Consider the following 15806-nt stretch of genomic DNA (forward strand, 5'->3'; position numbering starts at 1 on the left):
AATAAAAAAACCAAAGCATATAGGTGAAACACTCATATACTTTGGTTTTTTTAAAAAAGTTATATCAAATTAGTCTTCTTCGTCGTATTCATCTTGAGTAAATACCTCGTAGTTATCATCTAAATATAAACTACCTGTTCTACCTAATAATACAAATGCACGAGTAGCTGTACTAAAACTAACTGCATCTTGTCTTGCTGTAGCTTCAAACTCTGTGATTTTTTCCCAATCATCATTTGTTGGATCATACTCCCAAATAGTATCTAATGCACCTCCATTATAACCTGTTGCAAAATAACCATAACCTGCTTGACTAAAGCCTACTGCGTTAGACCTTACTACGCTATAGCTATCTTCTTCATCTAAATCGTTTAAACGAGTCCAAACTTCAGAAGAAGGGTCAAATTGCCAAAAATCTGTATTATAAACTCCATTAGTAACACCTGTACCAAAATAAACTAGATCGTTTAATATAAAGTAAGCAGCATCTCTACGCTTACCTCCTCCAAAACCAACCATCTCTGTCCATTGGTCTGTAGATGGATTATATTTCCAGAAATCTTTTAAATCGTTATCTCCATCGTAACCAGTACCTACATAACCTGTACCGTTGATAGCAAAACCTGTAGCTGATCTACGAACTCCCCCACCAAAATCTGCGATTGAGTCCCAAGTATTTGTTGCTGGATTATACTCCCAAAAATCTTGAAGTTCATCATCACCATCATAACCTAAACCTAAATAACCTTTACCATCTATTGTAAAAGCTGAGGCTGCACTTCTTGGTGTACTAGGAAAATCTGCTTTTTGTACCCAGTAATCACCTTCTATATTATATTCCCAAAAATCTGAAAGGTAATCATCTCCATCATAGCCTGTACCCATATACCCTAAGTTATCGATAGTAAAAGCTGCTGCACTACTTCTAGGCACTCCATCAAAAACAGAACTCTCTACCCAGTTACCTCTATCAAAATCATCATCACTTGAACAAGCAACACCTAATGATGCTAATGCTAATCCTATAAAAAACTTTTTACCTTTAATCATTTTAATTCTAATTTTTATTAATTGTCTTTATAATTTGTATTGAACTTTTTAATTTAATTTTTCACAAAAATCTTTACTGATATTTTTATATATAATTATATCTAAACCATTCTATATATGTTAAACGTCAAAACTAAAATTTATTTTAATGCTTACCGTATATAGTAACTCTTTTTTTATTTAATTGTTACATTTTTTTTTAAAATCACTCTTAAATATCTCTTTATTAATAAGCAAAACTATCAAAAGATTTAATAATTGAGTACTCTACGTAAGAAATTATTAAGCTCTTCTGCAATTTTATTAGCTATTTTCTAATTATAAAACATTTTTTTGCAACAATTGTAAAATTTAAAACTCTTTATATTGATGATAAATATAATAAATGGATTTTTTAGCGTTCTTAATTAGGAGTTTAAACAAACATAATTTGAATATTAGTTGACTATCAAAAAAAATATACCAAATTGTATTTTTTACATATTAACAACTATATTTACCCGACCAAAAATAGCGTGTTTTTATATCGATACATTAACAATATCTGGCTATAAAAAATCATCATTAATCTATTATTTTTTTCATTAGTTATAACTAAGTAATACATTCGCACAAATTTATATTTATATGATTACACAGAAGTATCTTAATTACGGTGTGATGCTTTTAATTTTAATTAGCACTTTCTCTTGCTCGCAAGATGATACAGCTTATGCTGTTGGAGAGTCTTGGTTAGAAAGCAACACTAAAGTTTATTATATAGACACCATGAGCATAGAATCATCTACGTTTAAATATGACTCTTTAATTTCAGAGTCTAGTACTAGATTGATTTTAGGTGCTTATACAGATGATGTTTTTGGTTATACAGAAAGTCAAATTTATTCTCAATTTTATAGTACAAATTATATATTAGACACAGATGCTGTATATGATTCAATAGAAATTATATTAAAGTATGACAACTATTATTATAATGATACTTTATCTCCTCAAAAATTCTCTGTTTATACTGTAGAAGAAGATATTACTCCAGATGAGGATTATTATTATAATGTTACAGATTTTAAAGTTGACCCTACATCTATTGGAGATGTTACCGTCTATGCTAGGCCAATATCTCACGATTCTCTTACAATACCTCTAAGTGATGCATATGGAGAAGAAATGTTTAATAAAATATTAGATAATGATATCAATAATTCAGATGAATTTCTACAAGAATATCAAGGAATAAATATCGTAGCAGACCCTTCAAACACTTCTATTTTGGGTTTCTCTAAAGATAGCTTTATTAGAATTTACTATACCATTCCTGATGAAACTGCAGATCAAGAATTAACTTACGATATGCCTTTTAATAGCGTAAATACTTTTCATCTTGTAAATAATGAAATTGCAGGTACTATTTTTAGCAATTTAGATGATCAGGAAACATATTTATCTAGCTCTGATCCACAATCAAATGGATATAGTTATATTCAGTCTGGTTCAGGAATAGCTACTAGAATTGCTTTCCCATATCTTGAACGAATTTACGATATTGAAGGAGAAGGTTCATTTATTGACGCTAACGTTGAAATTACTCTTAAAAAGAATTCTCATACAGATAATTTATCTACTAGAGATTCGCTAAGCATCTATATTATAGATCAAGACTCTAACGTACTAAGTCAATTAACAGATTATACTCAAACTACATCTCTTGGGCTTTTAGACGATGATAACACCGAGTTTAATACAACTACCTATAAAATACCTGTAAAATATTTTATTGAGCAAAAACTATCTGAAGTAAATGGTGAAAATTGGTATTTAGCAGTCTACTCACAAGATTTTAATGCCTCTGTAGATAGATATATATTTTATGGTGAAGATGAACAAGATGACGACTTAAAATTAAAATTAGAATTAACATATGCCATTTATGATGAATAAGAAAAAAAGTTTATTATTTGTACTTATATTGGGAGTACTTGCTTCCCAAGAAATATTAGCTCAAAATAACTCTTTATCTAGCTCTCCTTATTCTTTAAGTGGTTTAGGCATTCTAAATCAAGTAAGTACAGGTAAAACAAACGCTTTAGGTAAGGCAGGTATTGCCATGAAATCTAGCACCTCTATAAATAACTTAAACCCTGCATCTTATGCAGGTATACCTTTACATAGTTTCTTTTTTGATGTTGGAGGGAAAGCTCAATTTGATACCTACGAAACTGCTGGAAATAAAGAAAATAGCTCTAGTGCAAATTTTTCTAATATTTCTTTTGCATTTCCTGTAAATGACAAATCTGGTATCGGTTTAACCCTTACCCCTTATTCTAGTGTGGGGTATAATATAGACGGTATAGAGACTGATATTGAAGGCTCTAACAACAGCTTCTCTACTATTGTTGAAGGTACAGGTGGGTTAAAAGACTTAAAGCTAAGTTATGGTTATAATATATTACCTAATTTAAGCATAGGTAGTTACGCTTCTGTGTTATTTGGTAAAATACAACAAACAGAAACAAACGTAATTAACCAAAACCTATTAGTAGTAGAGGACGATAATTATTACCGTGGTTTTAAATTTGGTTTTGGTACTCAATATGAATTGAATGAAAACTTTTCTTTTGGAGCAATTGTCAATCTTCCTGTAAGACTATCTGGCGATCAAGAAACTAGTATTACGCAGTTGTATGATGACCAAATAGAAGTTTCTACAGAATTAGATGATTTTAAACTTCCTTTAGAAGTTGGTTTTGGACTTCAAACAAAGCTAAATGACAATCTATACGCATATGCCGATTATAAACATAGCTTTTGGGATGAAACAGATCAAGAAGATTATATAGGAAAATATACAGATCAAGACTTTTTTGGATTAGGAGTTGAATATATACCAAACGAAAACTCTTTAAAATACTGGGAACACATAGAATACAGAGCTGGAGTAAGCTATGATAATGGAAATATTCTTGTAAATGATGAAGAAACTGTAGATAATTATGCACTTAGTTTAGGTATTGGTTTACCTCTAAGAAGTACTAAGCATTCTATGATTAATATATCTTATTCTTATGGACAAAAAGGTAAAATTTCTAATAGCTTAATAAAAGAGAATTATCATTTAATAAGCGTTAACCTAAGTTTTGAAGGAATTTGGTTTGTTAAGCGTAAATTAAATTAATTATTATTTTCTCCTATAATTATTCTGTTTGAATAATTATAGGAGAATTTCTTTATAGAATATATATACTCCCATTAACAATACTAGCCAACCAAAACCTTTCTTTAGTTTGGCTCCATCGATAAACTTGTTTAAGTAGATTCCTAAAAAAATACCTACTATAGATAAAGCAGAAAATGATAATAGAAAATACCAGTCTATATCTATTTGCAAAGCATCTCCTAAAAAACCTATTAAAGAGTTTAATGCTATAATAAATAAAGAAGTTGCTGCGGCCTTTTTAATTGGTAGCTTAGCAAAAAATATTAATATGGGCACAATTATAAATCCTCCTCCTGCTCCTACTAAGCCAGTAACCACTCCTGTAACTATCCCTAGTATTATTAAACTAAAGAGATTAATTGATTTTGTTTGCTCTAGATTAATGGAAGACATTTCTCTTTTTTTATTAAATATCATAGAAAAAGATGCGACTAACATTAAAGCTGCAAAAAACACCATAATTACCATATCTTTAGAAATAGTAATTTTTTCATTCTGAAAAATAGTTTCTGGAATGGCTGGTATAATAAACTTTCGGGTAGAAAATACTGCTATTACAGCAGGAACAGCAAAAATTAAAGAAGTACTAAAATTAACTAATTTTTTTTGTACATTTTTTATTGCGCCAAACATAGAACTGCTTCCTACTACAAATAAAGAATAACCAGTAGCTAGCACAGGATCTATCCCTAACAAATAAACAAATACAGGCACTGTTAAAATAGACCCCCCTCCTCCAGTAAGTCCCAAAACAACTCCAATTATCAACGCAGCTATATAACCAAGAATAGTAATTAACATCAAAAAAATTTCTTTGTAAACAAAACTATTTAAAAAAGTAGTTGATTTAAGTAATGTAAGTTACACAGCAATTAACTTTATTGCGTTTCTATATAATTCTATTTTTTTTTGATTTTCTAATTTTTTAAGTAATCTAGAAATTACTACTCTAGATGAGTTTAAATCACGAGCAATATCTTGATGAGTAATTTCTATATAATTAGAATTAAAAACTTCCTTTTTATGCTCTAAATACTTAATAAGCCTACTGTCAAGTTTAGAAAAAGCTATATTATCTATAGACTGAAGCACCTCCATTAAACGATGATGATAACTATCAAACACAAAATTTCTCCAACTTTTATATTTTGAAGACCATTCTTCCATTTTTTGAATTGGAATCATTAATAAAGTAGAGTCTATTTCTGCAATCGCTTTAATCTCACTCTTTTTATCTCCTAAACAACAAGCTAAAGTCATAGCACAAGTATCTCCTTTTTCTAAAAAATATAATAACAATTCATCTCCATTCTCATCTTCTCTTAATATTTTTATAGAACCTTTTAAAATTAAAGGCATAGATCGTATGTAATCGTTATACTTTATAAGCTCTTCTCCTGCTTTTACCTCTTTTTGTATAGCTATTTCATTAATTTCTTTTAATAATTCTGGCTGAAAAAAGCTTCCGTAATTTTGCTGAAGTTCACTATTTAACATAAAGTATTTATTTTTTCACTTGTTTTACCTCTTCTAGAGATACCATTTTGTCTTGTTTATTCCCCCAACTATTCATCACGTAATTGAGTACATCTACCACTTCTTGGTCTTTTAAACCTACAGGGATCATTACATTATCAAACTTATTACCGTTTACCGTAATTTCTCCATTTAAGCCATATTTAACCGCATGGATACTTTCTGTTCTTTTTTTAGTTAACCAATCAGAGCTTCTTAGCGGCGGGTACATTTTAGGTATTCCTTTACCAGTAGCTAAGTGACATTGAGCACATTTTTTTGTATAAATGCTTTTACCTGCAGAAATACTTTTTTGCAAAGGTGTTTTTTCTACTTTTTCTACTTCAAACTTATCTGTAGTTTTTTTCTCTTCTTCATTTTTACAACTAACAAAAATCAATAATGAGAAAATAAATAATAAACTCTTTTTCATATTCAAATAGAATAATTTTAAGATAAAGGTACAAAAGTAAAGGTTAAAATTTTAAACAAACCTTGCTATAGAAGACTCTATTTTTTTTAATTACTCTTATATTCACAGACTTATTAAAATTATTGTATGAAAAAAATAATTACTTTACTCTTATTTGTATTATCTATATGTTCTTTTGCTCAAGAAAACTCTTCTAAAATTTTAAATAATATTAATCAATACAAACAATATGGTTATGAATTTAAAAACTATTCTTTATTTAAAAAAAACACACCAAATGAAGAAACTCTAATACAAAACATATCTAAATCTGTAAATAATGCTACTTTTTTAGAAATAGACACCAATGTTATTCAGCAAATTTATAAAGAGAAACCTTTATTAGTAAGCATATCTATTCCTTATCAAAATTCTGTTATAGAAATTGAATTATATAAAAAAGATATATTATCTGAAGATTTTCAAGCAACAGACCAAAACAAAGAAACTATTAATTACAAACCAGGAGCTTATTATAGAGGAGTTATAAAAAATTCTGAAAAATCTATAGTTGCCTTTAGCTTTTTTAAAAATAGTGCTTACGGTGTAGCTTCTTCTTTAAGATTAGGTAATGTAAATATTGGAAAAATTAAAGATTCTGAAACTTACATAGCATACACAGAAAGTGATTTAAAAGGAGAAAATCCGTTTACTTGTGGTTTCTCTCAAATAGAAGAGAATACAAAAAAAATAACTGAAAAATTAAATAACACCTCTAACTCTTCAGCAGCATTAACAAACAATTGTGTGAGAATCTATTATGAAGTTGCTTATCAACCTTATGTAGAAAATAATTACGATTCTACCCAAACCCTTAATTGGCTAACCTCTATCCATAACAATATTTCTACACTTTATGCTAACGATAATATACAAATTGCATTAAGCACTACAATGATATGGACAACTCCTGATCCGTATACGTATGGTTATCAAAACAACTTATACTACTTCTATGCTAATAGAACTACTTTTAATGGAGATTTAGCACATCTAATTAATCAACCCTCTACTACTAGTGTTGCTTTTTTAGATTCTTTATGTGAAGAAAATAATTACGCATACTCTGCAGTTAGTCAGTATTTTAATCAAATTCCCGCTTATTCTTGGACTATTAATGCTTCTACGCATGAGATAGGTCACTCTTTTGGCTCTCCACATACTCATGCTTGTTATTGGAACGGGAATAACACCGCTATTGATGGTTGCGGACCTGCAGGTGGCGCAAATGAAGGTTGTAATGCTATTATCCCTTCTAACGGAGGTACCATAATGAGTTATTGCCACTTGGTTTCTGTAGGTACTAATTTAGCCAATGGTTTTCACTCCCAACCCGCTCAATTAATGAGAGATAATATAAATAACAAAACTTGTTTAGGTACAGACTGCATCAACTCTTGTTTTAGATCTATAGACAATGTAGTTTTTAACAACACCACTTCTACATCTACAGATATTACTATAAACGACAACTACTCTAACCAATGGTATTATAACTTAAAACCATACGGTAATAATTCAAATAACTGGATTACCACCAATACTAATACATTTTCTGTAAACAATCTTTCACCAAATACTTATTACCAACTTTCTATTACTAATATTTGTAACAATACAGAAATAGGGAGCGCATTAAACTTTCTGTTTTTAACAGACGGTGATTTTTGCGGAAATGATCAATTTTTTGATTCAGGGTTACAGTTTAATAATTATGGTAACAACCAAAATCTTATAAAAACTTTTTACCCTACTAATAGCAATAATAAAGTTACCTTAAGTTTTTCTGAATTTAATACAGAACTTGATTACGATTTTATGACTATTTATGACGGAACGTCTGTTAACGACCCTGTTTTTACCAATGGAGATAATTTATCTGGTAATTTAACTTCTCAATCACTTAGTTATACCGCAACCAATACAGATGGAGCTATCACTATTAAATTTACTTCAGATAGTTATACCACAAGATCTGGTTGGACCGTTAACATTTCTTGCGGAACTTTATCTACCACAAACATTCATAAAACATCTATCAACATATACCCTAACCCTACTAATGCAATATTTCACGTAGATGCAGAAACAAATATTTCTAGCATTACTATATATGATATTGCCGGAAGAAAAGTGATAGAAAATAACAACCTATCTACTAACAACGCACAAATTAATATAGAAACTCTAATGAGTGGTGCATATTTTGTAAATGTAGAAGTAAATGGTAAAAGAGAGATCTTTAAGATTGTAAAGAATTAACAGTTTTAATTCTATAAAAAATGCTGCATAATTAATGCAGCATTTTTTTTATCATAATAACATATTTTTTTAAAATAACCAAAACCTTGCCTCTATCTCATTCTATATAAAAACAAATAACTGATTTGTGGCAAAATATAAAGCAAATACATTTCTACATTGAAAAAACAGAAAAACCCTTAGAAATTAATCTAAGGGTTTTTATTATCTTATAAAATTTAAAAAAACTAGATTTAGTTCTTTTTGAATTTTGAGTATTTGTTCTTGAACTTGTCAATACGACCAGCTGAATCGATAAGTTTTGTCTTACCAGTATAAAAAGGATGAGAAGTTCTAGAAATCTCCAATTTAACTAATGGATATTCTGTTCCTTCAACATCAATAGTTTCTTTTGTATTAACTGTTGACTTAGTAATAAAGACTTCTTCGTTAGACATGTCTTTAAAAGCTACTAGTCTATAATTTTCTGGATGGATTCCTTGTTTCATCTTCTTTAGCTTTAAACCTTATAATTTTCGAAGTGCAAATTTATATAAAATATATTATCCTACAACATATACAGCAATATTTTTTACATAAATAAAAGTTTTTGAATAGCCTATGTAACCTTTTTCTATATTTGTACACTAACAAGCCAAACTTTAATCTTTCAAAAATATGGAAAATTCTACAACTATTAAAAGTACAGCCTTTACTTATGGTATTGTTTTAGGTGTGGTAAGTATTATAATGCTTGTTTTAATTTATGTATTAAATATTACAGATACAAATTACTTTTTAGCCATTTTAAGTTTCTCACTTTCTATTCTTGTTTATTTTTTTGGTTTGAAAGAATTTAAATCAAAAAATAGCGGTTTTATTTCTTTAACAGATGCTTTAAAAGTAGGTTTAGCAATTGCTGTAATTGGTGGTTTAATATCTGCTGTTTACACCTATATACATTACTCATTTGTATATCCTGAATTTTTAGAAATAACACTAGAAAAAGCGCAACAAGAAATGTTAGACAGCAACTCAAGTATGTCTGATGCTCAAATGGAACAAGCTCTAGCGATAAGCAAAAAAATGGTTAGTCCATTTGCTCAAGCTACATTTAGCTTGGTTGGATCTATATTTTTTGGCTTTATTATTTCTTTGATAATTGGTTTAATTATTAAGAAAAAGAATCCTGCGTTAGAAGGATAAAACTTATTTTATGCAATTATCAATAGTTATCCCGCTTCTTAACGAAGAAAAATCTTTACCAGAGTTATATAATTGGATTGTAGAAGTAATGCTTTCCAATTCTTTCTCCTATGAAATCATTTTTATTAATGATGGTAGTACAGATCATTCTTGGCAAATTATAGAAGACCTTGCTACCACAAGCCAAAATGTAAAAGCAATTCATTTTAAAAAGAACTACGGTAAATCTCAGGCTTTACACGCAGGTTTTTTAATGGCTAAGGGAGAAGTGGTAATTACTATGGATGCAGATTTGCAAGACAATCCAGAAGAGATTCCAGAACTTTACCACCTTGTTCACAATGAAAACTACGATATTGTTTCTGGCTGGAAAAAGAAGAGATACGACAATGTAGTCACTAAAAACCTACCTTCAAAACTCTTTAATCTTGCCGCAAGAAAAGTTTCTGGCTTAGCCTTACACGATTTTAACTGCGGTTTAAAAGCATATAAATTAGAAGTTGTTAAAAATATAGACGTTTACGGTGAAATGCACCGCTACATACCATTATTAGCAAAAAACGCAGGCTACACTAACATTCGTGAAAAAGAAGTAAAACACCAAGCCAGAAAATACGGAGAAACAAAATTTGGTTCAGAAAGATTTTTACACGGACTATTAGATTTAATTACCATTTGGTTTTTGTCTAAATTTGGTAAAAACCCAATGCACTTATTTGGCGGGCTAGGTATTCTCATGTTTTTTATTGGCTTTCTATCTGCCTTATACATTGGTATTTCTAAATTATACCACCTATATAACCACGTACCAGATATTCTTGTTACCCAAAACCCTTGGTTTTTTATTGCACTAACAGTTATGGTTATAGGTACACTACTATTCTTGTCTGGATTTATTGCAGAATTAATTTTACGCACACAACGTAAACATGAACGTTATAAAGTTAGCAAAACGCTAAATCACTAGAGCTTCAGCAATTTTTATATATTTTTGTTTACTACCAAACTAAAAAAATATTATGGAAGAGATATTATCTAAAGCAAAATATTGGTTATCTGATGTTTTTGATGAAAATACAAGAAAAAAAACACAAGACCTACTAGAAAATAATAAAGCAGAACTAGAAGATAGTTTTTACCAAGATTTAGCCTTTGGTACTGGCGGTATGCGCGGTATTATGGGAGTAGGTACCAATAGAATTAACAAATATACTTTAGGTAAAAATACACAGGGATTGTCTAATTATTTAAAAGAACAATTCCCTAAAAAAGAAATTAAAGTTGCAATTGCTTACGATTGTAGACATAATAGTAAAGAACTTGCGCAAATTGTAGCCAATGTTTTTTCTGCTAACGGAATTAAGGTGTTTATCTTCTCAGACCTACGCCCTACTCCAGAGCTTAGTTTTGCAGTAAAATATTTAGACTGCCAATGTGGTATTGTACTAACAGCAAGCCATAATCCGCCAGAATATAACGGTTATAAAGTTTATTGGGAAGATGGCGGACAATTAGTACCACCACAAGATCATGAAATTATTACAGAAATTAATAATTTAGAATACCAAGAAATTAAATTTGAAGCTAACGAAGAGCTAATAGAATATATAGACCAAGAAGTAGATCAGGCATTTGTAGAAGCTTCTCTAGCCAATGTAGATTTTGGAGTTTCTAAAAAAGCAAAAGAAGATTATAAAATTGTATTTACAAGTCTTCACGGTACTTCTATTACATTAATTCCGCAAGTATTAGAAAAAGCTGGATTTAGCAATGTTTTCATTGTTAAAGAACAAGCAGAACCAAATGGTGATTTCCCTACCGTAAAATCTCCTAACCCAGAAGAGCCAGACGCTTTAAAAATGGCCTTAGAGTTAGCAGATGAAAAACAAGCAGATATGGTAATTGGTACAGACCCAGATAGTGACCGTTTAGGGATTGCCGTAAGAGATAACGATGGTAAAATGGTTTTATTAAACGGAAACCAAACCATGGTTTTAATGACAGATTTTTTACTGAAAGAATACCAAGCAAAAAACAGCTTCAAAGGGAATGAGTTTATTGCTTCTACAGTAGTTTCTACCCCAATGATGAATCAATTAGCAAAACACTACGGCGTAGAATGCAAACTAGGTTTAACTGGTTTTAAGTGGATTGCCAAAATGATTAAAGATTACCCACAACAAACCTTTATTGGTGGTGGTGAAGAAAGTTTTGGATATATGGTAGGTGACTTTGTAAGAGATAAAGATGCCGTTACCTCTACCCTACTTGCTTGTATGATTGGTGCTGCTGCAAAAGCAGATAGTAGTTCTTTTTACAATGAATTACTAGAGCTTTATAAAACCCACGGTTTATACCAAGAAAAATTAATTTCTTTAGTTAAAAAAGGAATTACTGGTGCAGAAGAGATTAAAACCATGATGACAGATCTTCGTGAAAATCCGCCAAAAGAATTTAATAATACTAAAGTAGTTTTATTTGAAGATTACCAAACTGGTAAAGCACAAGACTTTAAAGAAAACATTACAAAAGAATTAGATTTCCCTAAATCTAACGTATTAATTTTCTATTTAGAAGATGGTAGTAAAATTGCTGCAAGACCAAGTGGTACAGAACCTAAGATTAAATTTTATGTTAGCGTAAATGGTAAATTAGATACAGCAGAAAATTATAAAAAAACAAAAGAACAATTAGAAAATAAAATTGATTCGGTACTTTCGCATTTCGATTTTTAACTATCTATTTTAAATGAAATACATTAAAAAGATTTACCCTTTTGTACTTCCTTATAAGAAGTATGCTTTTTTAAACATATTTGCCAATATATTTTACGCATTGTTTAGCACCCTTTCTATGGTAGCGCTAATTCCTATGCTTAAAGTAATGTTTGGAGAAGCAAAACCTATAAAAGAGGTTCCAGCTTATAGAGGTATAGTACATTTAGGAGACTTTTTTAACGAATATTCTAATTATTACATTACCACCACTTCAGCAGAAAAAGGAGGTGTCTACACCTTAACAATATTGGTAGGTATAATTATTAGCTTATTCTTATTAAAAAATCTTTTCAATTATATGGGGCTATATTTTATTGCCTTTTTAAGAAATGGTGTTTTAAAAGACTTAAGAGATAAATTATATAAGAAAATTGTAGAACTTCCTATTTCGTTCTATTCAGAAAAAAGAAAAGGAGATATTATTGCCAGAATGACTTCTGATGTGCAAGAAGTTCAAAATTCATTTTTAGCGGTTTTAGAATTAATTGTAAAAGAGCCTCTGACCATCATTTTTACCATTGTTGGAATGTTGTTAATTAGTCCAAAGTTAACTCTATTTGTGTTTATTTTTATTCCGGTTTCAGGATATGTCATTTCTTTAATCGGTAAAAAGTTAAAAAAGAAATCTGATAAAGTTCAGCAAGAAAACGGTCATATTCTTTCGAATTTAGAAGAAACGCTTTCAGGTTTAAAAATCATAAAAGCTTTTAATGCTGAAGGAAGGTTTACGCAAGTCTTTCAAGAATCTACAGAGAGACATTTTAAATTTTCAAATGATTTAATGCATCGTAAAAATTTAGCTTCACCAGTAAGTGAATTTTTAGGTATCGTGGTTATTTCTATTTTACTTTTATATGGCGGTAGAATGGTCGTTCTCGAAGGAACTTTAGATGGAGCATCTTTCATCACATACATGGGGTTAGCATACAATATTCTTACACCGGCAAAAGCGATAAGTAAAGCTTCTTATGAAGTTAAAAAAGGAAATGCCGCTGCAGAACGTGTACTTAGCGTTTTAGAAACTAAAAACCCAATACACAATAAAGAAAATGCGATTATAAAAGATACGTTCGAAAATGGAATTTCAATTAACAATATATCTTTTCGTTACGAAGATTATGATGTCTTAAAAAACTTCTCCATAGAAGTCCCAAAAGGAAAAACCATTGCATTAGTAGGTCAATCTGGTAGCGGGAAATCAACCATCGCCAATTTAGTTACTCGTTTTTACGATATCGAAAGTGGCGAAATTTTGATTGACGGTATTAATATTAAAAATATTACCAAAGATAGTCTGCGTAATTTAATGGGAATGGTTACCCAAGATGCTATTCTTTTTAACGACACCATTAAAAATAATATTTTAATGGCCAAAGAAGATGCCAGTGATCAAGAAATTATTGATGCTCTTAAAATTGCCAACGCTTGGGAGTTTGTTTCAGACTTACCTAATGGCATAGAAACTAATATTGGAGATAGCGGTAATAAATTGAGTGGCGGACAAAAACAACGTCTTTCTATTGCTAGAGCGGTATTAAAAAACCCACCAATTATGATTTTAGACGAGGCCACCTCTGCTCTAGATACAGAAAGTGAAAAATTGGTACAAAAAGCCTTAGAAAATATGATGAAAAACAGAACCTCTATCGTCATTGCACACAGACTTTCTACCATTCAAAATGCAGATAATATTATTGTTATGCAACGCGGTGAAATTGTAGAACAAGGCAAACACCAAGAACTACTAGCTTTAAACGGTACTTACAAAAACTTAGTAGAAATGCAATCTTTTGAATAATTGTGAAATTTAAAAGATGACAGAACAAGAAAAAGAAGATAAAATAATACAACAGCTGCAATCTAATAAGCAAGCTGATCAAGCTTTTTCTGAACTTGTTTCTCTTTATAAAGAAAGACTTTACTGGCACATAAGAAACATGGTTAAAAACCATGAAGATGCTAACGATGTTCTACAAAATACCTTTATAAAAGTATTTAGGTATATTAAAAATTTTAAAGGAGACAGCAAACTATACAGTTGGATGTACCGCATTGCTACTAATGAGAGTATTACCTTTTTAAATAAAAAGGCAAAAAAGCTTCAATTATCAGATCAAGAATTACAAGATCAATTAATAGATAATTTAGAAAGTGATGTTTATTTTGAAGGAGATAAAATTCAAATTGCTTTACAAAAAGCACTCAACACTCTTCCAGAAAAACAGCGACAGGTTTTTAATATGAAATACTTTCAAGACCTTAAATACAAAGAAATTGCCGAAATTTTAGAAGTTACAGAAGGTGCCTGCAAATCTAACTATCACCACGCTACAAAAAAAATTGAAGAATATCTCAAAAGAGATTAAACCTTTACTATATAAAATAGTCTTATAAGTAAATGAAAGAGAAACACAACATACCAAAACAAAACGGCTTTAAAGTCCCTAATCAATATTTTGAGGACTTTAAGGTAGATTTCTCTCATGCAGATACAATCTCTAAGCTAGATAAAATTAAAACTACAGGGTTTAAAACACCTGATAATTATTTTAATGATTTTAAAGTAGATATCCCTTCAGAAAATAAAAAATCTAAAGTTATCTCTCTTTACAGAAATCAGTTTTTCACAGTGATTACCACTGCAGCTGCTGTATTATTATTTATTGTATTAATTTATAAAGAAAAAACAGTAGAATTTTCAGAAACTACAGAGCTTAACCAATTAGCTATAGAAAATTATTTAGAACAAAATGATTTTGATTTTGAAAATGAAATAGATTATAATAGTGATGCTTATTTTATTAGTATTAAAAAAGAATTAAACACTGTAGGTGACGAAGCCATCTTAGAATATCTTGCACAAAGCTCTGATATGGACATAGCTTCTTTACTTAACGACAACTAATTATGAAAAAATATATTTTTTACCTCGCTATATTTCTTTTCACCTCTTCTATGTTTGCCCAGAAGGGAGAAGATGAAAAAATTAAGTCTTTAAAAACAGCTTTTATTACAGAAGCTCTTTCACTAACTCCTACAGAAGCTCAAAAATTTTGGCCTGTTTATAATTTATACGAACAAAAAGAAAGTGAAATTTTAGACAGTAAATGGTGTGAAGTTCAAAACGGACTAGAAACCGTAGATGAAATTTCAGAAGAAAAAGCAGAAAAAGTTTTAGCTATGTATATGAAAATTAAAGACGATCGTCTTCAATTAAGAAAAGAGTACGTAGCAGATTTAAAGAAGCTCATGTCTTCTAAAAAAATACTAATGCTTAAAAAAGCAGAACACGATTTTCATAAAATGCTATTAGAAAAATTTAAAAAATAAA

Annotated in this window: 15 protein-coding genes; 10 read left to right on the forward strand and 5 right to left on the reverse strand. The window is 29.8% G+C overall.

From position 1 onward, the window contains the following. Window positions 1-69 precede the first annotated feature (69 nt). A complete protein-coding gene (locus tag BUC03_RS04225) occupies window positions 70-1050 on the reverse strand; it encodes a Kelch repeat-containing protein (RefSeq protein ID WP_073148586.1) in 981 nt (326 codons plus the stop codon). A gap of 627 nt (window positions 1051-1677) precedes the next feature. Between BUC03_RS04225 and BUC03_RS04230 the strand changes: the two genes are divergently transcribed. Further along, window positions 1678-2988, forward strand: coding sequence for a DUF4270 family protein (locus BUC03_RS04230; RefSeq protein ID WP_073148588.1), 1311 nt, complete (start codon window positions 1678-1680; stop codon window positions 2986-2988). Then, complete coding sequence (locus BUC03_RS04235; RefSeq protein ID WP_073148590.1) at window positions 2978-4222, forward strand: BamG family beta-barrel-assembly machinery protein; 1245 nt, start codon at window positions 2978-2980, stop codon at window positions 4220-4222. The genes BUC03_RS04230 and BUC03_RS04235 overlap by 11 nt, the downstream gene beginning before the upstream one ends. A 36-nt stretch (window positions 4223-4258) precedes the next feature. Here BUC03_RS04235 and BUC03_RS04240 read toward each other — a convergent pair whose 3' ends face one another. The 3 genes from BUC03_RS04240 to BUC03_RS04250 are packed head-to-tail and all read right to left on the reverse strand — an operon-like array spanning window position 4259 to window position 6212. Then, a complete protein-coding gene (locus tag BUC03_RS04240; RefSeq protein ID WP_073148592.1) occupies window positions 4259-5068 on the reverse strand; it encodes a sulfite exporter TauE/SafE family protein in 810 nt (269 codons plus the stop codon). Window positions 5069-5125: 57 nt separating this feature from the next. Further along, complete coding sequence (locus BUC03_RS04245; RefSeq protein WP_073148594.1) at window positions 5126-5761, reverse strand: Crp/Fnr family transcriptional regulator; 636 nt, start codon at window positions 5759-5761, stop codon at window positions 5126-5128. A gap of 7 nt (window positions 5762-5768) precedes the next feature. Further along, complete coding sequence (locus BUC03_RS04250; RefSeq protein WP_073148596.1) at window positions 5769-6212, reverse strand: c-type cytochrome; 444 nt, start codon at window positions 6210-6212, stop codon at window positions 5769-5771. A gap of 126 nt (window positions 6213-6338) precedes the next feature. Between BUC03_RS04250 and BUC03_RS04255 the strand changes: the two genes are divergently transcribed. Then, window positions 6339-8513, forward strand: a complete 2175-nt coding sequence (locus BUC03_RS04255; RefSeq protein WP_073148598.1) for a T9SS type A sorting domain-containing protein — start codon at window positions 6339-6341, stop codon at window positions 8511-8513. Between the two features lie 233 nt (window positions 8514-8746). On the opposite strand, the gene BUC03_RS04260 is transcribed toward BUC03_RS04255, so the two are convergent. After that, window positions 8747-9001: a type B 50S ribosomal protein L31 gene (locus BUC03_RS04260; RefSeq protein ID WP_073148600.1), complete on the reverse strand. Its 255-nt coding sequence runs from the start codon at window positions 8999-9001 to the stop codon at window positions 8747-8749. 169 nt (window positions 9002-9170) lie between these two features. On the opposite strand from BUC03_RS04260, the gene BUC03_RS04265 reads away from it, so the two are divergent. From BUC03_RS04265 to BUC03_RS04295, 7 genes are read left to right on the forward strand one after another with little or no spacing between them, the layout of a single operon-like run. Continuing rightward, a complete protein-coding gene (locus BUC03_RS04265) occupies window positions 9171-9698 on the forward strand; it encodes a DUF4199 domain-containing protein (protein WP_073148602.1) in 528 nt (175 codons plus the stop codon). Window positions 9699-9708: 10 nt separating this feature from the next. Continuing rightward, window positions 9709-10665, forward strand: a complete 957-nt coding sequence (locus BUC03_RS04270) for a glycosyltransferase family 2 protein (RefSeq protein ID WP_073148604.1) — start codon at window positions 9709-9711, stop codon at window positions 10663-10665. Window positions 10666-10717: 52 nt separating this feature from the next. Further along, window positions 10718-12433 (forward strand): phospho-sugar mutase, encoded by a 1716-nt coding sequence (locus tag BUC03_RS04275; RefSeq protein ID WP_073148606.1) that lies wholly within the window; start codon window positions 10718-10720, stop codon window positions 12431-12433. A gap of 13 nt (window positions 12434-12446) precedes the next feature. Continuing rightward, window positions 12447-14273 carry an ABC transporter ATP-binding protein gene (locus tag BUC03_RS04280; protein WP_073148608.1) on the forward strand — a complete coding sequence of 609 codons (1827 nt, stop codon included), beginning with the start codon at window positions 12447-12449 and terminating at the stop codon, window positions 14271-14273. Window positions 14274-14289: 16 nt separating this feature from the next. Next, complete coding sequence (locus BUC03_RS04285) at window positions 14290-14841, forward strand: RNA polymerase sigma factor (RefSeq protein ID WP_073148610.1); 552 nt, start codon at window positions 14290-14292, stop codon at window positions 14839-14841. Window positions 14842-14873: 32 nt separating this feature from the next. Then, the gene (locus BUC03_RS04290; RefSeq protein WP_073148612.1) at window positions 14874-15380 is read left to right on the forward strand and encodes a hypothetical protein; all 507 of its coding nucleotides are present in this window, start codon (window positions 14874-14876) and stop codon (window positions 15378-15380) included. A 2-nt stretch (window positions 15381-15382) separates the two neighbouring features. Further along, window positions 15383-15805 carry a hypothetical protein gene (locus tag BUC03_RS04295; protein WP_073148614.1) on the forward strand — a complete coding sequence of 141 codons (423 nt, stop codon included), beginning with the start codon at window positions 15383-15385 and terminating at the stop codon, window positions 15803-15805. Window position 15806 lies beyond the last annotated feature (1 nt).

The organism is Mesonia phycicola (genome assembly GCF_900141885.1).
Taxonomy (GTDB): domain Bacteria; phylum Bacteroidota; class Bacteroidia; order Flavobacteriales; family Flavobacteriaceae; genus Mesonia; species Mesonia phycicola.